The organism is Gaoshiqia hydrogeniformans, from assembly GCF_049347105.1.
Lineage (GTDB): Bacteria > Bacteroidota > Bacteroidia > Bacteroidales > Prolixibacteraceae > Gaoshiqia > Gaoshiqia hydrogeniformans.
Genome location: NZ_CP186334.1, coordinates 1834814 through 1857714 on the forward strand (window position 1 = coordinate 1834814; position 22901 = coordinate 1857714).

General features: G+C 44.7%; 17 protein-coding genes. 7 read left to right on the top strand and 10 right to left on the bottom strand.

Annotation, left to right across the window (positions count from 1 at the left end):
* Positions 1 to 75: 75 nt before the first annotated feature.
* Positions 76 to 1548: a cysteine--tRNA ligase gene (gene cysS / locus ACOIT5_RS07390; protein WP_423129833.1), complete on the bottom strand. Its 1473-nt coding sequence runs from the start codon at positions 1546 to 1548 to the stop codon at positions 76 to 78.
* Between the two features lie 151 nt (positions 1549 to 1699).
* Here cysS and tdh point away from each other — a divergent pair, with 151 nt between their 5' ends.
* Positions 1700 to 2728 carry an L-threonine 3-dehydrogenase gene (gene tdh, locus ACOIT5_RS07395; RefSeq protein WP_423129834.1) on the top strand — a complete coding sequence of 343 codons (1029 nt, stop codon included), beginning with the start codon at positions 1700 to 1702 and terminating at the stop codon, positions 2726 to 2728.
* Positions 2729 to 2789: 61 nt separating this feature from the next.
* Here tdh and ACOIT5_RS07400 read toward each other — a convergent pair whose 3' ends face one another.
* A complete protein-coding gene (locus ACOIT5_RS07400) occupies positions 2790 to 3800 on the bottom strand; it encodes a DUF4421 family protein (RefSeq protein WP_423129835.1) in 1011 nt (336 codons plus the stop codon).
* Positions 3797 to 4564, bottom strand: coding sequence for an exodeoxyribonuclease III (locus ACOIT5_RS07405; RefSeq protein WP_423129836.1), 768 nt, complete (start codon positions 4562 to 4564; stop codon positions 3797 to 3799). The genes ACOIT5_RS07400 and ACOIT5_RS07405 overlap by 4 nt, the downstream gene beginning before the upstream one ends.
* Before the next feature lie 67 nt (positions 4565 to 4631).
* Here ACOIT5_RS07405 and rsgA point away from each other — a divergent pair, with 67 nt between their 5' ends.
* Positions 4632 to 5576 carry a ribosome small subunit-dependent GTPase A gene (gene rsgA, locus ACOIT5_RS07410; RefSeq protein WP_423129837.1) on the top strand — a complete coding sequence of 315 codons (945 nt, stop codon included), beginning with the start codon at positions 4632 to 4634 and terminating at the stop codon, positions 5574 to 5576.
* Between the two features lie 64 nt (positions 5577 to 5640).
* Here the strand turns inward: rsgA and uvrC are convergent, their stop codons facing one another.
* The 6 genes from uvrC to ACOIT5_RS07440 all read right to left on the bottom strand — a co-directional run bounded on the left by uvrC (position 5641) and on the right by ACOIT5_RS07440 (position 14065).
* Complete coding sequence (uvrC, locus tag ACOIT5_RS07415) at positions 5641 to 7446, bottom strand: excinuclease ABC subunit UvrC (protein ID WP_423129838.1); 1806 nt, start codon at positions 7444 to 7446, stop codon at positions 5641 to 5643.
* Between the two features lie 29 nt (positions 7447 to 7475).
* Complete coding sequence (locus tag ACOIT5_RS07420) at positions 7476 to 7994, bottom strand: adenine phosphoribosyltransferase (RefSeq protein ID WP_423129839.1); 519 nt, start codon at positions 7992 to 7994, stop codon at positions 7476 to 7478.
* A gap of 61 nt (positions 7995 to 8055) precedes the next feature.
* Positions 8056 to 9933, bottom strand: a complete 1878-nt coding sequence (gene mnmG / locus ACOIT5_RS07425) for a tRNA uridine-5-carboxymethylaminomethyl(34) synthesis enzyme MnmG (protein ID WP_423129840.1) — start codon at positions 9931 to 9933, stop codon at positions 8056 to 8058.
* Between the two features lie 52 nt (positions 9934 to 9985).
* The gene (gene ybeY, locus ACOIT5_RS07430) at positions 9986 to 10357 is read right to left on the bottom strand and encodes an rRNA maturation RNase YbeY (protein WP_423129841.1); all 372 of its coding nucleotides are present in this window, start codon (positions 10355 to 10357) and stop codon (positions 9986 to 9988) included.
* Between the two features lie 19 nt (positions 10358 to 10376).
* Positions 10377 to 10796 (bottom strand): ATP-binding protein, encoded by a 420-nt coding sequence (locus tag ACOIT5_RS07435; protein WP_423129842.1) that lies wholly within the window; start codon positions 10794 to 10796, stop codon positions 10377 to 10379.
* 2 nt (positions 10797 to 10798) lie between these two features.
* Positions 10799 to 14065, bottom strand: a complete 3267-nt coding sequence (locus tag ACOIT5_RS07440; protein WP_423129843.1) for a coiled-coil domain-containing protein — start codon at positions 14063 to 14065, stop codon at positions 10799 to 10801.
* Positions 14066 to 14566: 501 nt separating this feature from the next.
* Here ACOIT5_RS07440 and ACOIT5_RS07445 point away from each other — a divergent pair.
* The 5 genes from ACOIT5_RS07445 (at position 14567) to ruvB (ending at position 21760) form a co-directional block, all read left to right on the top strand.
* Complete coding sequence (locus ACOIT5_RS07445) at positions 14567 to 14956, top strand: response regulator (RefSeq protein ID WP_423129844.1); 390 nt, start codon at positions 14567 to 14569, stop codon at positions 14954 to 14956.
* A 213-nt stretch (positions 14957 to 15169) separates the two neighbouring features.
* Positions 15170 to 16285 carry an efflux RND transporter periplasmic adaptor subunit gene (locus ACOIT5_RS07450; RefSeq protein WP_423129845.1) on the top strand — a complete coding sequence of 372 codons (1116 nt, stop codon included), beginning with the start codon at positions 15170 to 15172 and terminating at the stop codon, positions 16283 to 16285.
* Positions 16282 to 19335, top strand: coding sequence for an efflux RND transporter permease subunit (locus ACOIT5_RS07455; protein ID WP_423129846.1), 3054 nt, complete (start codon positions 16282 to 16284; stop codon positions 19333 to 19335). The genes ACOIT5_RS07450 and ACOIT5_RS07455 overlap by 4 nt, the downstream gene beginning before the upstream one ends.
* A complete protein-coding gene (locus tag ACOIT5_RS07460; protein WP_423129847.1) occupies positions 19307 to 20662 on the top strand; it encodes a TolC family protein in 1356 nt (451 codons plus the stop codon). The genes ACOIT5_RS07455 and ACOIT5_RS07460 overlap by 29 nt, the downstream gene beginning before the upstream one ends.
* A gap of 75 nt (positions 20663 to 20737) precedes the next feature.
* The gene (gene ruvB / locus ACOIT5_RS07465) at positions 20738 to 21760 is read left to right on the top strand and encodes a Holliday junction branch migration DNA helicase RuvB (RefSeq protein ID WP_423129848.1); all 1023 of its coding nucleotides are present in this window, start codon (positions 20738 to 20740) and stop codon (positions 21758 to 21760) included.
* On the opposite strand, the gene ACOIT5_RS07470 is transcribed toward ruvB, so the two are convergent.
* The gene (locus ACOIT5_RS07470; protein ID WP_423129849.1) at positions 21735 to 22820 is read right to left on the bottom strand and encodes a glutaminyl-peptide cyclotransferase; all 1086 of its coding nucleotides are present in this window, start codon (positions 22818 to 22820) and stop codon (positions 21735 to 21737) included. The genes ruvB and ACOIT5_RS07470 overlap by 26 nt on opposite strands.
* Positions 22821 to 22901 lie beyond the last annotated feature (81 nt).

The following is a 22901-nucleotide window of genomic DNA, read 5'->3' on the forward strand; positions in this document are numbered from 1 at the left end:
CTCCGGCAACTGCCGGATAAACACGGGGTTGACACGGGCAACGGCAATCAGGCGCAGCCACAAAATCTCCCGGGCTTATTTCAACTCCCAGCTAAAGCCTTCTTTGGTATCTTTTACCACAAAACCCAGGTTGGCCAGCTCATTCCGGATCCGGTCGGACATCGCCCAGTCTTTATTGGCTTTGGCTTCCTGGCGGATCTGCAGCAGCAGGTCAACGGCGGCATGGTAAGCCTTGTTTTCCCCGGCTGTAGCCTGTTCCTGTTTTTTCAGGCCAAACAGATCGAAAATAAAGGTCGCATACAGAGATTTCAGGTCCGACAGGTCGGCTGCTGAAACAGCGGCTTTCCCGTCGGCAACCGAGTTAATCAGTTTCACCCCGTCGAACAGATGGGCCATGGCCACCGGACTGTTCAAATCGTCGTTCATAGCGGCATAGCACTTTTGTTTTAAACCGGCAACGTCCACAGTCGACTGTTCTCCGGCCTGAAGTTGCTCAAGGGTTTCAGCCGCTTTCAGCAAACGCTCCAGCCCTTTTTCGGCAGCCAGCAGCGCTTCGTTCGAGAAGTCGAGCGTACTGCGGTAATGGGCAGTCAGCATGAAAAAGCGGATGGTCATGGGGCTGTATGCTTTTTCGAGCGAGGGATGATTTCCTTCGAAAAACTCGTCGAGCGAAATGGCATTTCCGAGCGATTTTCCCATTTTTTGCCCGTTCAGGGTGATCATGTTATTGTGCATCCAGTAACGTACGGCATCGTGCCCGTGAGCGGCTTTAGCCTGGGCAATTTCGGCTTCGTGGTGCGGGAAGGTCAGATCCATGCCGCCGCCGTGGATATCGAAGGTTTCGCCCAGGTATTTGCAACTCATGGCGGTGCACTCGAGGTGCCAGCCCGGAAAACCGTCGCTCCAGCGCGAGGGCCAGCGCATGATGTGTTCGGCCGATGCCTTTTTCCAGATGGCAAAATCGAGCGGCGAGCGCTTTTCACCCTGCCCTTCCAGTTCGCGGGTATTCGCCTGTAAATCTTCGATTTTACGTCCCGAAAGTTCGCCGTAAGGATAGTTTTTGGCGTATTTTTCCACATCAAAATAAACCGACCCGTTGCTTTCGTAAGCATATCCCGAAACCAGGATTTTTTCCACGGCCTCAATCTGCTCGATGATGTGGCCGGTTGCACGGGGCTCAATACTTGGCGGAAGCACGTTCAGTTTCTCCATTTTCTGGTGATAGTCGTTGGTATAAATCTGAACAATTTCCATGGGTTCCAGCTCGTCGAGCCGGGCTTTCCGGGCAATTTTATCTTCGCCCTCGTCGGCATCGTTGGCCAGGTGGCCTACATCGGTGATGTTCCGCACATAACGGACTTTATAACCCAGGTGTTTCAGGTAACGAAACAACAGATCGAACGTAATGGCCGGGCGGGCATGGCCGAGGTGGGCTTTGCCGTAAACAGTCGGTCCGCATACGTAAAGTCCGGCTTTACCCGGGTGAAGAGGTTTAAAAACTTCTTTTTTGCGGCTTAATGTGTTGTAAACCTGAAGTTGATTTTCCATGAATTGCAAAATTTATGCAAAGGTAGAAATTTCCGGCGAAACCGGGTTTAGGTTTTTGGGACACGACAAAATCAACCCATGAAATATGATTTTCCTTATTTCTTTTGAGTTGAATTAGCTATAAATTGGCACATGTTAATTCAATGGAAAAATGAAAGCGATTGTCAAAAGTAAACCTGAACGCGGCCTATGGATGGAAGAGGTTCCCATGCCCAAAATCGGCCCGAACGATGTATTAATCCGTGTGAAAAAAGCCGCCATTTGCGGTACCGACCTGCATATTTACAAGTGGGACGAGTGGGCTCAGAACACCATCAAAACACCCGTTATCATTGGTCACGAATACATGGGCGAAGTGGTTGAAACCGGCTCGGAAGTCGACCGGGTCCATGTGGGCGAACGGGTCACGGTTGAAGGACATATTTCCTGCGGGTTTTGCCGTAACTGCCGCCGCGGCCGTCAGCACATCTGCGACCATACGGTAGGGATCGGCGTCCAGCGTGACGGCGGTTTTGCCCAGTATATCGCGGTGCCGGCCAAAAACGTGTTAAAAGTCGATCCGCGTATTCCCGACGAAATTATGGCTATTATGGACCCGCTGGGCAATGCCACACACACGGCCCTCTCCTTCCCCCTGCTTGGCGAAGATGTGCTGATTACCGGTATTGGCGGACCGATAGGCGCTATGGCTGCCGCTGTTTGCCGTTTCGCCGGCGCCCGGAATATCGTTGGTACCGATATATCGAAATACCGCCGGAACCTGGCCCGCCAGATGGGAGCTACCAAAGTGGTCGATCCTTTGAAAGACAGTGTGAAAGACGCCATGGGACGGCTTGGCATGGTCGCCGGTTTCGACATCGGACTCGAATGCAGCGGTTCGCCGGTTGCATTTAAAGATATGGTGGAAAATATGTACAACGGTGGAAAAATCTCCTTGCTGGGACTACTCCCGGGTAATACCACAATCAATTGGAGTAAGCTCATTTTCAAAGGATTAACCCTTAAAGGGATTTACGGACGTGAAATGTACGAAACATGGTACCACATGGAAATGATGCTGACGACCGGACTGGACATTACGCCGGTGATCACTCACCGCATGAAAGCAGCTGATTTTCAGGAAGCTTTTGACATTATGGAACAGGGAAACTGCGGAAAAATCATCCTGGACTGGGAATAAACAAGAGTCAAAATAATACCGGAAAAACTCCATATCCGGTAAAGCAAAAAGGATCAGACGCTTAGAGTTTGATCCTTTTGCTTATATTGAATTCGATAAAATTTGTCCCGTTCAGGATGCTTAACATTCGATACTGAACCCGCGAATTTTGCTGGTAGCGGATAAAGCTTGTTCCGATAAAAAATCTGGGGAAAAAATACCCTGCCGATAGTTGGAAAACATCGCCCCGGCTCAGTTTGGTCTGGTAGTCGGCCTCTTCTCCGCTCATGTGCCACACATTTTGCTGCAAACCCAGGCTAAAGCGGTATGAGCCGGTAATAATCCAGTTTTTAGTGGGCACCAGCGAATAAGCATAACCCAAATTGGCATTCAGTGTCGAAGCTTCCAGGTGATTCTGTTCGCGGGCGGTTTTAAAGTAGGAATTTCCGATCTCGGAAGGCACAAAGGCCGAATCAGCCTCCACCTTAAGTAAGTGTACTCCCCCTCCAAATACCAGCGAGCCGGCGCTTTTCAGCTGGATATCCGTTTGTTTGAACGCCGCCTTGTACGAAAACTTCCGGTTGTTCAGTACATAATTCAAATTCACGCCAAGGTTTTTGGTAACCAGGTCCCTGCGTTGATAATACCGTTCTTCTCCGGGGATAAACAGCCCCTGCCCGTCTTCCCGGTCGAGGTGATAGCCGCGGGTTTTCAGCGCCAGGACATCAATCGTGAATTTACGGGTGTACAGATAACTCTGCAGGCCATAGTTTGACGTTCTGCCAAAACGATCATCATCCCGGGAAAGGAAAGGAACTTTTGTGCCCAACTTCAGCCCAAACCACTTGTAATCGAAACCAAGGCCCAGGTTAAAATAATCGTTCGGACGATATTTCAACCGGACCATCTCGCTCAGGTCGTGAAACCGGACAAAATTATTCTTGTTTGCCGAATATGCCCGGATAACCAGGTCATGATAGCAAGACTGAATATAAGTACTATCCTGCTTTTGAGCCGGAGAACGCTCCTGCTGCCGGGAAAAAGCCAGACTTGCATTCAACAGAAAAAAACAGCCAAGCGCAAACGTCTTCATAAATCCATTTCAACCCATACCGGACAATGATCGGAATGCACCGCTTCGGGGATAATTCCGGCGTTTCTGATTTTTTCTTTTAACGGGGCGGTCACCAGGTGATAATCGATCCGCCAGCCCTTGTTGTTCCCACGTGAGCCCGCCCGGTAACTCCACCACGAATACTGGTGCGGTTCCTGAACAATCTCCCTGAAACTGTCGGTATAACCGTCTTCGGTAAACTGCCGGAACCATTCGCGTTCTTCGGGCAGAAACCCGGAGGTGTTCTGCTGCTTTTCCGGATTGTGTATATCGATCCACAAACGGCAGATGTTATAATCGCCCGAAATGATCAGGTTGGGATGTTCTTTTCTCAACTCATTCAAATAAGCATGAAAATCGGCCAGAAAATCCATTTTGAAGGCCTGCCGGGCATCTCCGGTCGTTCCGGAGGGGAAATAGGCGCTAATGACCGAAAAAGAGCCAAAATCGGCGCGTATCACCCGGCCCTCTTTGTCGTACTTCGAATTACCCATGCCGTATTCAACATGAATTGGTTTTTCTTTGGTCAAAAGGGCCACTCCGCTATAGCCTGCTTTTTCGGCCGAATAGCTGTACATCGAATACCCCAGGGCTTCAAATTCATTCTCACTCATCTGCCCGTTTTGGGCTTTTGTTTCCTGAATACACAGAATATCCGGATCAGCTTGCTTCATCCATGTTAAGAAATCTTTCTTTAAAGCAGCCCGGATGCCATTTACATTATAAGAAAAAATACGTTTCACAATTTTTCGTAATTTTGGAATGATTAATTCCGGTTAAAATAGTTTATTTTTTTAAATCAGAAAGCCATTGAACAAAGGTATTGTTATAAAATCAACTGGAAGTTGGTACCAGGTAAAAACCGAAACAGGAAAAATCCTTGATTGCAAAATTAAAGGTAATTTCCGTATCAAGGATATTAAAAGTACCAATCCGCTGGCGGTTGGGGATTTGGTTGAATACCGGCTGTCTGACCAGGAAGAAGGGCGCACGGGAGAAATGGTTGGCCTAATTACCGAAATCGCAGACCGGAAAAACTACATTGTCCGCCGGTCGCCGAACCTTTCGAAGCAGTCACACATTATTGCCGCCAATATCGATCAGGCATTTATCGTGGTCACCATCAATTACCCGGTAACGACCAGCACATTTATCGACCGCTTTTTGGCTTCGGCCGAAGCTTACCGCATCCCCTGTACCATCATTTTCAATAAAATTGACCGCTATAACCACGAACAGAAACAGCAGATGGAGGACTGGACTGAGCTGTACCGAAAAATTGGTTACCGATGCCTGCAAACCTCTGTAAAAACAAAAACCGGCCTGGATGAACTCAAAAAAATGATGGCGGGCAAAACCAATGTTTTTTCGGGTCATTCGGGTGTTGGTAAATCAAGCCTGATCAATTCGGTTGAACCGGGATTGAACCTGAAAACAAAAGAAATATCCGATTATCATCAAACCGGAAAACATACGACGACTTTTTCGGAAATGTTTGAACTGAGTTTTGGAGGACACATTATTGATACTCCCGGAATAAAAGGTTTTGGAATGCTGGATATGGAAAAAGAAGAAATCGGGCACTATTTTCCCGAAATTTTCAAACGACTTGAAAAATGTCAGTACTACAATTGCACCCATACACACGAACCGGCTTGCGAAGTTAAAAAAGCCGTTATGGAAGGCGAAATTGCCGAAAGCCGCTATTACTCTTACCTGGGCCTGCTGGAATCGGATGAAAAGTACCGGAACTGATCTGGTTGACAACAATCAGGCGCCTGTTTTCAGGGCCAAATTTTGCTATTTAAAAAGCTATTTTTCAATTCTTTAGATTGAAATATTCGAAGATTTTGGCGGCACGAGAATCGCCTATTCGGGCAGCCACCGTATCGTAGTCCTGATTTTTCAGGTTCTCAAGGCTCTTAAATTCGCGCAAAAGCAACTGAATGGTCTTCTCCCCTATTCCTGGAATTTCTTCGAGTTCGGACTTGATAAAACTCTTCGATCGTTTTTGCCGGTGAAAGGTAATGCCAAAACGATGGGCCTCGTCGCGGGCCTGCTGAATCACCTTTAGCGTTTCCGAATTTTTATCGAGGTAGAGCGGAACCGAGTCGCCCGGGAAAAAGATTTCTTCCAGTTTTTTTGCAATGCCGATGATCGAAATTTTTCCGCGCAAATCCAATTTTTCGAGCGCATTCAGGGCGGCGCCCAATTGACCCTTTCCCCCATCGATGATGATCAGCTGTGGCAAGGGTTTTTCTTCCTCAAGCAAACGTTTGTAGCGGCGGTAAACAATTTCCTCCATCGATGCAAAATCATTCGGTCCATCCACGGTTTTCACATTGAAATGGCGGTATTCTTTTTTGGCCGGTTTCGCCTGCTTAAAAACAACGCAGGCCGCCACCGGATTTGTCCCCTGCAAATTGGAATTATCGAAACATTCAATCTGAACAGGCAACTCTTTCAACTGTAAATCTTTTTTTATGGTTTCGAGTATGCGATCGGTGTTTTGTTTCGGTCTCGACAAAACCTGTTGTTTCTCTTTTTCGAGCCGGAAATATTTCGCATTGCGTACCGATAAATCCATCAGTTTCTTTTTATCGCCCCGAACCGGAACTCTAAATTCAATCCCGCTCAGAGCAATCTTAGGTTTAAAGGGTACCAGGATTTCTTTGGCATTCGAATAAATTTTTTGCCGGATATCGGCTATCGCGAATTCAAGTAATTCTTCGGGCGATTCATCCAATACTTTCCGCAACTCGGTGGTATACGTTTGCACGATGGCCCCGTTGATCACTTTCAGGTAATTGACGAAAGCTGATTTTTCGACCACATCGATCCCAAAAACATCAACATCCGTAATAGTGGAACTGACAACCGTTGACCTGTTCTGAAATTTTTCGAGAATAATCAGTTTTTCTTTAATCTGCTCCGCTTCTTCGAAACGGTATTCCCCGGCCCTGTTTTTCATCATTTCCCGAAGGTACTTGATTACCCCCGAAATATTTCCCTTTAAAATATCTTTGATCTGATCGATGTACTGACTATACTCTTTTTCCGTTTGCAGACCTTCGCACGGACCCAGGCAGTTTCCGATGTGGTATTCCAGACAAACTTTGAATTTTCCCTGGTTTACATTTTCTTCAGAAAGATTGTATTTACAATTCCTGAGTTTATACAAACGTTTGAACAAATCGAGCAAGGTACGAACGGCTACCACCGAAGTATACGGGCCGAAATAGGAAGAACCGTCGCGGTAAACATTCCGGGTTTGAAACACGCGCGGGAAACGTTCATTTTTGACAACAATCCAGGGATACGTTTTATCGTCTTTCAGACGGATATTATACCGGGGCTGGTATTTTTTAATCAGGTTGTTTTCCAGTAAAAGGGCATCTTCTTCCGTTTCAACCACCATGTGTTTGATATCGGCAATATTCCGGACCAGCAGGGCAGTTTTCCGGCTGTCGTGGTTTTTGGTAAAGTAAGAAGATACCCGCTTCTTTAAATTTTTTGCTTTTCCAACGTAGATGATTTTCCCGGTATTATCAAAATACTGATAGATTCCCGGTTGGTCAGGAAGCACCGAAATCAGTTCTTTCAGTTGTTCGGCCCGATGATTCATACTGGAGTATTTCAAACCAAAAGAAAGAATTAATATTCAACAATGGAATGTGTTTCGTAATCTGAAAGGATCTTTTTATTTCCGTTGTCAATAAACTTCAAATCACAAATAAAAGAAAAGTAAATCTTTTTCACATTTAGCTGCTGCACCAGTTTCAGAGCAGCCAGGGCAGTACCTCCTGTTGCCAGCAAATCGTCATGGATCAACACCACATCTTCTTCGGTTAAGGCATCCAGGTGCATTTCGATGGTATCGGTCCCGTATTCCAGATCGTACGATTCACTGATGGTTTGTGCAGGCAATTTGCCTTTTTTCCGGGCGGGCACAAAACCGGCATTCAAACAATAGGCCACCGCCCCGCCGACAATAAAACCCCTCGACTCCAATGAAACAATCTTCGTAATATTCTTCCCTTTGAAGTTTTCACAGATCTGGTCTACCACTTCTCTGAAAGCAGTCTCGTTTTTCAAAAGGGTGGTAATATCCTTAAAATTGATTCCCTTTTCCGGATAGTCCGGGATTTCGCGTATAATCTCTTTTAAATTCATTGTATATTTTATCAGAAACAGATGGTATTTTTTTGTGATTTTAAATGTTCCACGTGGAACACTATCTCCCCAGCATGATCAAAAGCACATTAATATCCGCCGGACTTACCCCCGAAATCCGGCTCGCCTGCCCGATGGTTTTAGGCCGGATGCGCGACAGTTTTTGCCGGGCTTCCATCGAAATGGTATGGATAGCCTCGTAATCGAACCGGTTTTCGATATTCATATTCTCAAGCCTTTTAAACTTATCCGCCATCTGTTTTTCACGTTCGATGTAGCCTGAATACTTAATCAGAATTTCAGCCGACTCCAGAATCTCATTAAACCGGTTTTCCGGGATTCTCTTCAGAAATTTATTGAAAGGCACGATTGGTTCCACCAAATCAAAAATTGACAGTTGGGGTCGCGAAATAATATCTTTCAACTTAACCGCCTGCTTTAAAACAGAGGTATTTTTCTCCTCCAAAACGGAATTAATGTATTGTGGTTTGATCGAAAAACCGGAAACAAAATCAATAATTTCATCCCTGTATTTCAACTTTTCTTCCAATAAGTCCATGCGCTCCTTCCCGGCCAAACCCAGCTCAAAGCCTTTCGGCGTCAAGCGGGCATCAGCATCATCCTGCCTCAAAAGAATCCGATACTCTGCCCGCGAAGTAAACATCCGGTAAGGCTCATCCACGCCTTTTGTTACCAAATCGTCAATCAACACACCCATGTAAGCCTCATCGCGGCTCAACCTGAAATCGGGCAAACCGAAGGCCTTCTGATGAGCATTAATGCCCGCCATCAAGCCCTGGGCAGCTGCTTCTTCGTAGCCGGTTGTACCGTTAATCTGTCCGGCAAAAAAAAGATTATTAATCAACTTTGTTTCAAGCGTATGATACAACTGGGTCGGATCGAAATAATCGTATTCAATGGCATAACCCGGCCTAAAAATGCGCGCCTCCTCCAAACCCGGAATTAAGCGTAATGCTTTATACTGCACATCCCAGGGAAGCGACGATGAAAAACCGTTCAAATAATACTCAATGGTTGTTTCGCCCTCCGGTTCGAGAAACAACTGGTGCTGCAGTTTCTCCGAAAAAGTAACAATCTTTGATTCGATGCTCGGACAATACCGCGGGCCGGTACTCTGAATGGTCCCGTTATACATCGGAGAATCATCAAAACCTTCTTCCAGTATTTTATGAACCTCCTTATTGGTATAGGTAATCCAGCAACTACGCTGTTTTAAAGGTGATTTTTCGCCGGGTAAATACGAAAATTTATAATATCCCTCATCGCCCTTTTGCTCGGCCAATTTCGAAAAATCAATGGTTCTTCCGTCGATCCTTACCGGCGTTCCTGTTTTTAAACGCCCGGTTACAAAGCCGGCTTCGGCCAACTGGTCGCTGATAAAATAGGATGCGGACTCCCCGATCCGGCCGCCCTCCATCTGCGAGCGCCCAATGTGCATTAAACCATTCAAAAACGTACCGTTGGTCAATACTACCGTTTTCGATTTAAACTCAACGCCAATTTTTGTTTTAACGCCCTTTACCTCCCCGTTTTCAATCAACAGGTGAACCACGGCATCCTGCCAAAGATCTAAATTATCAATCTTTTCCAGTTCATTCCGCCACATTTCAGAAAAACGCATCCGGTCGCTTTGCGCACGCGGACTCCACATCGCCGGTCCCTTTGAACGGTTTAGCATCCGAAACTGGATGGAAGTCCGGTCGGTAATGATGCCGGTATAACCGCCCAGGGCATCAATTTCGCGTACAATCTGCCCCTTTGCAATTCCTCCGATAGCCGGATTACACGACATCTGGGCATACTTTCCCATATCCATGGTGATGAGTAATGTCTTCGATCCCAAATTTGCGGACGCAGCGGCTGCTTCACAACCGGCATGGCCCCCTCCTACTACAATGACATCGTAATATGGTAACATCTTTAAAATTTTTTCGCCACAAAATTAATAGAAAACCTTTAATATGAAAAAGTTACCATTTAGACAGGTAATAATCTTCTTTTTGGGTCATGATTTCCTTCTCCTTCGTTAACTTATCTTTATATCCGCATAAATGCAGAACCCCGTGAATCATGATCCGATTCAACTCCTGTCCGAACTCAACCCGGTACTGTTGCGAATTTTCTCTTACCCGGTCCACGCTAATCAGAATATCGCCTGAAATCAATCCTTCGTTTACATAATCAAAGGTGATGATATCGGTGAAATAATCATGTTGCAGGTATTGTTTATTTATTTCAAGCAGGTACGAATCGCTGCAAAATACGAAACTTAAATCACCCGGTATTTTTTCTTCCTCACTGATCGCCGCCCGAATCCAGCCTTTAAGTTTTCTTTTTTCCAAATGAAGTGTCTTTACATCTTCACAATAAAAATTGATGCTCACGATTAAGTTTAAATTTTAATTGAACCAACGAACCGTTATTTTTGAAGCTAAGCTGATCAGCCAGATTACGGATAATAAACAAGCCTCTCCCACCCTCATTCCGGATATTCTCCACTGCAGTAGGATCGGGCATCTCGTGATAATTAAAACCTTCGCCTTCGTCCTCAACCTCAACAATTAAAAAATCATCGGCGAGTTCGGCGCATATTTTTACATTCTTTGCCTGATCCAATTTATTTCCGTGTAAAATAGCATTGTTCACCGATTCGCAAATACTTAAATTAATATAACCCGCAATCGAATCGGACACATGGTAATGACGAAGCAATTCCCGGACAAACAAATCAACTTCCTTAAGATAAACAAAACTGGATGGTATGTTAAGCTCTCTCTTCAAAATCAGTTTTTTAGTTGATTGATGTATTTTTTATATTTCTGATCATAATAATACCGCAATCTGTAATTGTCGTATCTAATCTCTTCCATCCTGTTATCGTCTTTCTGTTTATACTCAAAAAACTCAAGCGGGTTACTATAAAATAAATCATCTGCCGTTTTCGATTCACGTTCATCATCCATCTCGCGTTCCATCTCCGCTTTTTCGGCTTTCAGTAAGCGGTCGAGAATTAAATTTTGCCGGTTGATCATCGAGCTGGTCACATTTTTATTAATTAAATCGCGTCTATTCTGTTCAATAAGGTTTTCAACCTGTTTAAGTTGTTCTTTAGCAGAACTTCCCACTTCCGAGCCGTTTACCATCTCCCGAATCATTTGTTGCAACATTTCGTGCTGCGCGAGCGATTTTCCAATGCTTTCGTTCAAATTTCCTTCCGAACCGCTTTTCATCTGCTCGATCATTTTTTCCAGCTGCTTTTTTAACGATTCCTGGGTATCCTTCAACTGGCTCATCCCGCTTTTTCCCGATCCCGGATTTTGACATTCCTGATCGCCCGGCATCCCGTCGGCCATTTGCCGCTCCATGTTTTCGAGAACTTCGTTTAAGAACAGAGCCATTTCATTAGCTGCCGTCAAGGCGTTCTGCTGAAACCGCTGCGCACTGCTCACCCTCCCCTCTCCTAACTCGTCGTTTACCTTCTCCATCGAAAAAGTCATTTTCATCAGTTCGCCGGTTACTTTTGAACTGATAGCCGGCGTACGTTCGGCAAGCGCATATAACGAATCTTTAACCACCTTACTTTGACCAACCAGTTGTTCCTGCATCAAACGCAGCCGGCCAATGACCGGATCACTCAAGCTGACGCCGAATGAACCAGTCATAATTCGTTCCTGATTCAAAGACAAATATAAAAGGTTATTTAACAACTGACGCAAATGAAAAACATTTTCAGCCTGTTGTTGCTGCTGGTTATTTTCTGCCATCCTTCGAACCAGAAAAGCAAGGTTTTCAAGCATTTTAGCATTCTCTTCCATACTTGTTTTTGCCCTGTTATTTCGTTTATTCTCCAAATGATCCGTAATTTCGCCGTATTTCCGGTATATCTCTTCAAACTCCGGATCAAGAACAAACAAATTCATCGGCTTTTTCAGTGTCTTATTTAACTCCAACAAGGTCTGAAATTCCTCTTTAACCGATTTCAACAGCTCAAAATTATCGTTCTCTCTCGATAAAATATCCTGAAAATCCTTCTTTCTATTCAACTCATAACTGTTATTTAACTCCTTCTCTGCCAACTCATTCAAAAAACCGGAAATCTGCTCCAGCTTTTGAATAATTTTCATCCGTTTCAGCAACTGTAAATTTCGTTCCAACTGGCTGGAAAGGTCGTCCAAAGGAAATTTTGACTGATTCATAAGCTGATCCAGTTTCTGTTGATCAAACTCGCGGGCCAGTTTATTAAACTCGTCAAACAACGCCTTCAACTCGTCGGTCATAATCTCGTCGAGCAACTGTTCAATTTCCTGCTGCTGTTTGATAATCTTCGATTTGTCTTCCGAAAACGAATTCATCAGCCGGTTCATATCCGAGTTCGTTCGTTTTAACTGATCAAGCTGTCTTTCAAGCTGATCCTTCTTATTTAAAATTTCCTGAATCAACTGCTGCTTTTCCCAATCCGAAATATCGCCCACCGACTTAAACTTTAACTCTTCCACCGATCGTTTAAGCTCTTTACTCAGCTCAAAACTCTGCATCATTAACTCCTGCACATCAGAAAACGACTGACTGTCGGCCGACAACTTTTCCTTACCGGAAGGAAAACTTAGCTGAAAAACCTCTGAACTCGCTCCTTTAAAGCCATGAAAATAGTCGTTATCTTTCACCGTAAAATAATACGATACCTGATCGGAAGAACCGGATAATTCGTTAAAATTAAAGGTAAAGTAAAAATGTTGCTCGTTCAGATTCTTCAAAACAGGAATAGAAATCAAACTGTCTTTCTGATTAAAATAGAGATTAAAAAACAAATCGGAGAACCCGTAGTCATCCGATATCGCACCCTTAAAGTAATACCTGAAAAAATCGAGCGAATCGGCTAACTGAACCACGTCAATCCGGGGATAAAGATCGGGTATCACCTCAATTTTAAAATGCAGATAATCTTTACTTTGAAAAAATCGGTTAGCCAGCGAAACCGAATAAGGCATATTCCGCTTCGCCCGGTAATCAACTCTGAACAAACCGCCTTCAGAACCGCCGTAAAGCGCTTCATCATCCAACCAGACGGCCAGACTGTCGGTATCCAGCGTCTTAAAATTCCAGTGAATGGTCGTTCCGTAAGGAACAGTCAAATCACCTGTATTGTGAATCGTTTCCTTTTGATAACCGGTATAAGCCGGCGGAACAAAATCGATTGAATAATTTAATACCGAAGGACTTGGCAACACCGTTAACCGGTATTTTTCGGATACATGAGTTAAATCGGTAAAATAAAACTCCAAATCATTGTAAACCAGATCCAACTGATACCGAAACAAATCTTCATCCCCTTCCATTAAAAAATTATTTTCACCGATATTGATATATAAAATAGCAGGAACTTTTCTTCCCGCACATTTTACTTTAATTTCAACCGAATCGCCTTTCCTTACCTGCAAATCAGTATTTAATAACTGAAACGTAAAAGGACCGGGTTTCATAAATTGCTGATTGAAATGAATCAGCCGGTAGCCCGCTTCGGTATATAAACCCGGGAATAACACCGAAAAAGCAAAAACAGAGAACAAAGTCATCAAAAAAGCCAAGCCAGTCCATTTTAGTTTTTTAAAATCAACAGCCAGGTTAAAATTGAAAAACTTAATCTGATCGATCTTCCGGTCTATACTGGCCCATACCAAAGCATTAGCAGAATCTTTCTCTTCAGCCAGCTCCAGTATATTAATCAGTTTATCCTCTATCTCGCCAAAATGCTTACTTATCAGTTCTGATGCTTGTTTATACGTTATCGGCTTAAACAATCCGATCAGTTTACCCGCGGGGATAAAAATAAACCACACCGCCAAAAACACAATAAAAAGCAGCGAAAGAAAAAAGAAAAGTCCGCGTATAAAAGTCGGGGTATATTGAAAATGTTCTATCAGTACCAGGAAACTGTAATAACAAAGAAACCAAACCAAAAAGCTTAACAAGCCTTTCAGCAAGCGGTACAAATAAAACTTCCTTTTAAAAGTTTTCAGTTTATCAACAAGCTGTTCATAGTTGGCAGACATTTTTTCCTAAATTTCTTAAATACAGCCACAAAATAAAACGTTTCATTGTTAATTATTAAAACAAAACTGTTTGTAGAATTTCCACAAAAAAACACATCAAAATTTTCGATTTGAACAAATAATTTTAAGATCTGTCACTCACATCAAAATCAAGAAAAATTCATTCAAAAAGACCAAACAAAAATAAACAGTAAAAAGAGAAACAAAGAGATTGAATAAATTAAAAACAAACACTATCAACAATTGTTAGTTAAATTTGAAACTGCTTTGATTTTTAAGATGTAAAGCTGTTGGCGGCCCGTTCATAAAAATGAAAAACAAACAAAATTTCAAAAAAACAAGGTTTCTAAAAAAAACTTTTCAAGCTTATCAACAAGCTATCATTAATTACATATTCAATTTCATTTTAAAAGTAAATAATAATACTTGATGATTTAAAGCGGAAGATGGGTTTCCTTTTTGTAAAAAATGGAATTAAATTTACACGCCATTTAGTGTCGTATGATGAATGAAAAGCTTTCCATACTGTTGGTTGAAGATAATGTGCTGAATCAGAGGATTGTTACATTCGGTTTGAAAAAATATAACCACGAAGTTAGTATTGCCAATAATGGTAAAGAAGCATTGGACATGTTCAAAAAAGGCAAGTTCGATGTGATTTTGATGGATATCATGATGCCGGTGATGGATGGTTTGGAAGCCACCTTAAAAATTCGCGAATACGAAAATTCGAATAATCATCAGGAACAAACCCCTATTATTGCCATTACAGCCAATACCATGGACAACGACCGGGAAAAATGCCTGTCGTACGGCATGAATGAGTTTATGGCCAAGCCCTTTGACGTTGAAAAACTCAAACAAATTTTCGAAGATCTCTCCATTTATTAACTCCACTTTTCGGTTTTCTGCCTTCCTTCCTGCTCCAATGTTGTTAACAATTCCTAAGCGGGGGAAAAAATGAAAAAAAACTGTTACTTTCACTTTTTACCTTAAGATATTAATGCAGTCTAAATATGTGCCTGTTATTTGGTATGTATTTTTGTGTTCCTCTGTTTCGTAGTTTATGACCGAAAAAAACCAATTTAACCAAGATATCAGCGAATGAAAAAGTCCATCCGTGTATCCATTACCGTTACAACCATACTTTTATTGGGAGGAATTATTTTCTACCCGAAAATAAAACGCTTTTTTCAGCCCAAAGAAAAACAGCATACAGCTGTTCTTTCAGCCCGCGGAGGCGCAGGTCAACCACTTTATGCCAGCGGTTATATCCTTGTACCCACCAAAATGAACGAACTGATATACAGTACCGGATCGCTTATTCCCGATGAAGAGGTTGAATTATCATTCGAAACTTCGGGTAAAATAGTAGGTATTTATTTTTCGGAAGGAAGCCGTGTGAAAAAAGGCGACCTGCTGGCCAAAATGAACGATAAACCGCTTCAGGCACAGCTTTTAAAGCTTCAGGCACAGATGAAATTAACGCAGGAACGCGAATTTCGTCAGCGGCAGCTGCTCGACCGCGATGCCATCAGCCGCGAAAGTTACGACCAGGTATCCACCGAACTTCAGTCGCTCGAAGCCGATATTATGCTGATTGAAGCGCGTATTACCGAAACGGAACTTCGCGCGCCTTTCGACGGCATTGTCGGCTTACGCATGATCAGCGAAGGCGCTTTTGCCGGCACACAAACAAAAATAGTGCGCCTGGTAAAAATAAGTCCTTTGAAAATCGAATTTTCGATTCCCGAACGCTATGCCGGCGAGGTAGAACCCGGCTTTCCGATTAGTTTTGTACTGGACGGAACGCCCGAAGCCTTTACAGCCAGGGTGTATGCCGTTGATCCGAAGGTAGATGTAGATACCCGCACCATTGTGGTACGCGCCTTATATCCCAACCTGAATGAAGAGCTTAAGCCCGGGCGGTTTGCCAGTGTACGCGCGCGTCTGTCGCAGATCGAACATGCCGTATCGGTTCCCACCGAGGCGATTATTCCTGAAATGGACGGTGAAAAAGTGTTCATCTACAAAAACGGGCGAGCCCAGGAAGTAAAAGTGACGATCGGACTGCGCACCGAATCGTACATCCAGATACGCGATGGACTTCATTTTGGAGATACGTTGCTTACCACAGCCATTCTTCAACTCCGTCAAGGCCTTCCTGTTCAGCTTGATACGCTGATTACCAATGAACATTTAGTAAACAGTACACGATGAGCTTATCTTCTGTCAGTATAAAACGTCCGGTATTAGCTACGGTATTGTCGCTGGTGATACTTCTTTTTGGGATAATAGGAATGACTTATCTGGGCGTAAGAGAGTTTCCCAGTGTCGATCCGCCGATTATTTCGGTCGATACGTCTTATCCCGGTGCCAATTCCGATGTAATTGAAACACAAATTACCGAACCGCTCGAACAATCGATTAACGGTATTCCGGGTATTCGCACCCTCACCAGCCGCAGCAGCCAGGGAAGAAGCAGCATTACCGTCGAATTTGAGTTGTCGGTCGATATGGAGGCGGCCGCCAACGATGTGCGCGATAAGGTTTCGCAGGCGCAGCGCCTCTTGCCCCGCGACTGCGATCCGCCAACCGTTTCGAAGGCTGATGCTGATGCGAGTCCGATTATGATGATTGCCGTGAAAAGCCCCAAAAGATCACTGCTCGAATTGTCGGAAATTGCAGATTTGACATTTAAAGAGCAGTTGCAGACTATTTCGGGGGTAAGCGCCGTCATGATCTGGGGCGAAAAACGCTATGCCATGCGTATTTGGCTCGATCCGGCCAAGCTGGCGGGATACCAGATGACCCCGATTGATGTTCGCAATGCGATTCTTCGTGAAAATGTTGAATTGCCTGCAGGAAGTATAGAAGGTACTACAACCGAACTAACAATTCGCGCCCTCGGTTTGATGACCAACCCCGAAGAGTTTAACAGCCTGATATTAAAGCAAACAGGAAGTCAGGTAATCCGGGTGCGCGATATAGGCCGGGCCGAGCTTGGACCGGAAGATTTGCGGGGTATCATGAAGATGAACGGAATTCCAATGGTTGCAACCGTATTGGTTCCGCAACCCGGAGCCAACCACATTGATATCGTGGATGAAGTTTACCAGCGACTGGAATACATGAAAAAAGACCTTCCGGACGATGTACAGATTGAAGTGGGTTTTGATAATACCCGGTATATACGGTCGTCAATCAAAGAAGTAAAAAGCACCATTTACCTGGCATTTTTTCTGGTAGTCATCATCATCTTCATTTTTTTGCGCGACTGGCGCACCACGCTTATTCCCATCCTGGTTATTCCGGTTTCGCTGGTCGGTTCCTTTTTCATCATGTATATGGCCGGTTTTACCATCAATGTACTCACCTTACTGGCCATCGTATTATCGATCGGCCTGGTGGTCGACGATGCCATTGTGATGATGGAAAACATTTATGTGAAAATAGAAAAAGGCATGAGCCCGCTCGAAGCAGGTTTAAAAGGGTCGAATGAAATATTTTTTGCTATCATATCGACTACGATTACCTTGATTGCAGTGTTTTTTCCGATTGTTTTTCTGGAAGGAATGACGGGACGTTTGTTTCGCGAATTTAGCATCGTGATTGCCGGAGCGGTAGCCATTTCATCATTTGTGGCGTTGACCCTGACCCCGATGCTATCAACAAAATTTCTGAAAACCAGGCACAAACGGAGTAAAGTTTACAATTTTACCGAGAAGTTTTTCATTGCTCTAAACAATGCTTATCAACAATCACTGAATTCGCTTCTCAACCGGAGGTACCTTTCTCTGATGATTTTAATTCTGTCGTTAGCGCTGATATTCATTTTGTGGAAAAATATTCCGGCAGAAATGGCCCCGCTTGAAGACCGTTCGCAGATGAGCGTCAGTATGATTTACCCCGAGGGATCGACTTACGAGTACAAACTGTCGTACACCGAAGAAGTAGCCGACGTCGTTAACCGCTTTATTCCCGAGCGGGATAAGGTAACCACCATGATCAGAGGAGGTGGTGGTTTTGTTCGTGTGGTGCTTTCGGATCCTTCGGAACGGGAACGTTCGCAGCAGGAAATAGCCAACCAGCTGACCGCTGAACTTCGCAAAAAAACCCGGGCGCGGGCCAATGTGATCCAGCAGTCCACCTTTGGAGGGCGACGCGCAGGCCTTCCGGTTCAATACGTGCTTCAGGCCCCGAACATCGATAAATTACGTGAGGTATTACCGGCTTTCATGGCCGAGGTGAATGATAACCCCACCTTTGTTATGGCCGATGTCAACCTGAAATTTACCAAACCCGAGCTGCAAATTGTGATTAACCGCGATAAGGCTAATTTATTGGGCGTATCCACGCAAAATATCGGGCAAACGCTGCAATTGGCCCTTAGTGGCCAACGTTTCGGCTACTTCATTATGAACGGAAAGCAATACCAGATTTTGGGTGAACTGGCCCGCGAAGACCGCAATAAACCGCTCGATCTGAAATCGCTGTATGTGAGGAACAATTCGGGCCAGATGGTACAACTGGATAATTTCGTGACTTTGCAGGAATCTACTGCGCCGCCGCAACTATTCCGTTATAACCGCTTTGTGGCTGCAACGGTTTCGGCCGGCCTTGCCGAGCGGAAGACAATCAGCCAGGGACTGGAAGAAATGGATCAGATTGCCGATAAAGTGCTTGATGACAGTTTTCGTACGGCCCTGGCCGGCGACTCGAAAGATTTCATGGAGAGTTCATCGAGCCTTATGTTTGCATTTCTGCTGGCTATTGTGTTGATATTCCTTGTTCTTTCGGCTCAGTTCGAAAGTTTCAAAGACCCGGTTATCGTGATGATGACCGTTCCGTTTGCCCTTACGGGAGCTATGTTTTTCATGTGGTATTTTGATATTACCATGAATATTTTCAGCCAGATCGGGATTATCATGCTGGTGGGGCTGGTTTCGAAAAACGGGATCCTGATTGTTGAATTTGCCAACCAGCGAAAAAACGAAGGGCAGAGTAAACGCGAAGCCATTCAATATGCGGCTTCGGCCCGTTTCCGGCCCATTCTGATGACCAGCTTGTCAACAATTTTGGGTATCCTGCCCCTGGCGCTGGGTTGGGGCGAGGGTGCGCAAAGCCGCGTTGCTATGGGGGTTGCCGTAGTCGGAGGAATGAGTCTTTCCACCTTGTTAACCCTTTATGTGGTTCCATCGATCTACCTGATTATTTCAAGCGAAACAAAAAATAACGACCATGATACCAACCTGCCCGACAGCCAATAAATTCAATCCGATCATCCGCCGTTTCGTTTTGTTACTTTTCATTTTACCTGTTCTGAAACCGGCTCAGTCGCAGGAATTGTTTGATTTAAACAAGTGCATCAGCATTGGTTTGGAACGTAATTTTTCCATCCGGGTTGCCCGCAACCGCGAAGAGATAGCTGCCAATAATTACAGCCTGGGAAATGCCGGCCACCTCCCTACCCTGAGCATGACAAACCGGTACAGCGGAACGGTGAATCAGATTACCCAACACGATACGGATGGAGAGAAAAGCACCTTGTCGGGTGTGCATAATACAACCGGAACCGCGGGTGTTAATCTGAACTGGACCATCTTCCAGGGATTTAACGCGCGAACCAGCTATCAGAAACTGAATGAACAGCAACAATTAGGTGAACTTGGCACCCAAACCGAGGTTGAGCGTTTGGTCAGCGAAATCGTTTCGGAGTATTATTTTTACGTGCAGCAACAGCGGCTTTACCATAACCTGGCCTATGCGGTTTCCCTGTCGCGCGAACGGGTACGTATCGACGAAGAACGCTATTTACTGGGCTCTTCGTCCAAGCTGGAGCTGTTGCAGTCGATTGTATACCTGAATGCCGACAGTTCGCGTTATGCGCGGCAAAAAGAAGTGCTTCGTGCCTCTCAGGTACGGCTTAACGAGCTGATGGCTGCTGACGATCCGGGAGGAAATATACAGTTGGAAGATTCGGTGATCCACATTGATGAAAAACTGTTGTATGACCGCTTGCTCGATTTAACGCTGAACTACAATACCAGCCTGCAGATCGCAAAAAAGAACCGGGTTATTTCGGAGTTGGATCATAAGCTGATCGCGTCGCGGGCTTACCCGTACCTTAATTTTTCGTCGGGTTACGCGTTGGCATATAATACCTACGATGCCGGCTCCTTAAGTAACCAGCGGACCAACGGGATGAACTACGGCCTTACCCTGGGGATGGATCTCTTTGACGGGTATAACCGCCGGCGCGAAAAAACCAATGCTGTCCTTGAAATTGAAAACAAAAAATACCAGTACCAGGAAATCGAACAACAAATCAGGGCCGACCTGATCACGATTTATTATGCGTACGAGAATAATCTGCAGCTGCTCAGGCTGGAAGAACAAAACCTGAGCGTAGCCCGCGAAAACCTGGAAATAGCGCTCGAACGGTACAAGCTCGGAAACCTGTCGGGACTGGAACTTCGCGAAGTGCAGAAAAGTCTTCTCGATGCGGAAGAACGCCTGATTTCGGTGCAATACCAGACCAAGCTGGCCGAAATATCGCTGCAGCAGATCTCGGGCCGGATTATGGATTACCTGTAGCAGGGCCGGCAAATTATATTTTTCAAGCTTTGCAAATAAAACTATCTTTGTTTTTTCAAGCTTAAGAGTAGTTTTATGACTGATCGTTTGGATCCGCACCATCAATCATTTTCGGAGAAGGATAACGAGTTTGACAAACAGTTGAGGCCTTTGTCTTTTGGCGATTTTAAGGGACAGGCCCAGATTGTTGAAAATCTGAAAGTCTTCGTTCAGGCTGCCCGTATGCGGGGCGAGGCTCTGGACCATGCCTTGCTTTTTGGCCCTCCCGGACTTGGAAAAACCACGCTTTCGAACATCATTGCCAACGAACTGGGGGTAAGTTTGAAGTTAACTTCAGGTCCGGTATTGGATAAACCGGGCGATTTGGCCGGTTTACTGACCAACCTCGACGAACGCGATGTTCTTTTCATTGATGAAATTCACCGCTTAAGCCCCATTGTCGAAGAATACCTCTATTCGGCTATGGAAGATTATAAAATCGATATCATGATCGATAAAGGGCCAAGCGCCCGGTCAATCCAGCTGGAATTAAACCCGTTTACGCTGATTGGCGCCACTACCCGTTCCGGCTTGCTGACCAGCCCGCTTCGCGCCCGTTTTGGCATTAAAGCCCATTTTGAATATTACGATCTGAAGGTGTTAACCGGCATTGTACAACGCTCGGCCCAAATTCTGAATGTGGAGATCGATGAACGCTCGGCGATCGAGATTGCTTCGCGCAGTCGCGGAACTCCCCGGATTGTGAACGCTTTGTTACGCCGTGTCCGCGATTTTGCCCAGGTGAAAGGAAACGGTAAGATTGACCTGGAGATTACCCAGTATTCGCTTGAAGCGCTGAATATCGATAAACACGGGCTCGATGAGATGGACAATAAAATCCTGCGGACGATTATCGATAAATTTAAGGGAGGCCCGGTCGGATTAAGTACTGTGGCCACCGCAGTCAGCGAAGACAGCGGCACCATTGAAGAAGTATACGAACCATTCCTGATCAAAGAAGGCTTTATAAAAAGAACCCCGCGTGGCCGCGAGGCGACCGAGTTGGCATACAAACACCTCGGAGTGATCAGGTTTAACGAGAACCCGGGCTTGTTTTAACCAGCCTCACTTCGAATAATTTTGGCCAGAGTTTGCCGGTCACATACATTTTCCCGTTCCTGCTGTCAATAGCAATGCCGTTCAGCACGTCAATCCGGTTATCCGGGTTGTACATGAATGATAACAGTCCTTCAAAATTAATTTTGGAGATCACCTTACCGGTTTCAGCGTCAATTTTTACAGCATAATTGGTTGTCCAGATGTTGGCGTAAATGTAGCCGTCGTAATATTCCAACTCGTTTAAATATTTTACCGGACCTTTGTTGTCGTAAACAGGCAGTTTCTTCTCCAGTTGCATGGTTTCCGGGTGAATGAAATGAAGAAATTCGGAACCATCGGTTTTAATCAGGTATTTGCCGTCGTTGGTCAGCCCCCAGCCTTCCGGCGTATCGTAGCTGAAACTGTCGATCCGGGCAAAGGTATTCAGGTTGTAAATAAATCCGGTTTTTTCTTTGTAAGTAAGCTGATAGAGTTTGTTGTTCAGGATGGTAATTCCTTCACCAAAATATTTGTCTTCCAGTTTGGCCGACTTTAAAATCTGTCCGGTTTGCAAATCAAATTGATAGATCCCTGATTTTTCGTATTCACCGGTCCCTTCGTAAAAATTACCCTGATGAATTTCAAATCCCTGCGTAAAATGTTCGGTGCTATGCGGATACGTGTTTACAATTTCGTAGTTTAGGATTTCAGGTTCAATATCCGATAACACCTCGTAAGTCAAAAAGTTAACCCCTTCTACCCCATCTGTTTTTGTAGCAACCACCTTCAGCTGGTGTTTGCCGGGCATATTTAACGTTCCGGCCGGATACGAAAAATTCAATTCATCCGATGTTTTAACCAGTTCATTATCCAGGTATAATTTGGCATTATCCAATGAACCTTCCTTTAACTTGATCTGGATATCAAACCGAATGGAATCGCCCGTGTACAGGTTTTTCTTTTTTGGAAGAATTGAAATTTGCGATACCGGCTTGCGCGATTTTTTTGGCGTGTTATTGCAGGCCGAGGCGCTGACGAACAGTAAAAAGATGATGAGAATACCAATGTTCCGGAGGTTCATGCTAAAAGGCTTTAATTTTGCCTTAAAAATACGTAAAACTTAAAATACTGTTGTATTTTACTTTGTTTTTAAAGCGTGATC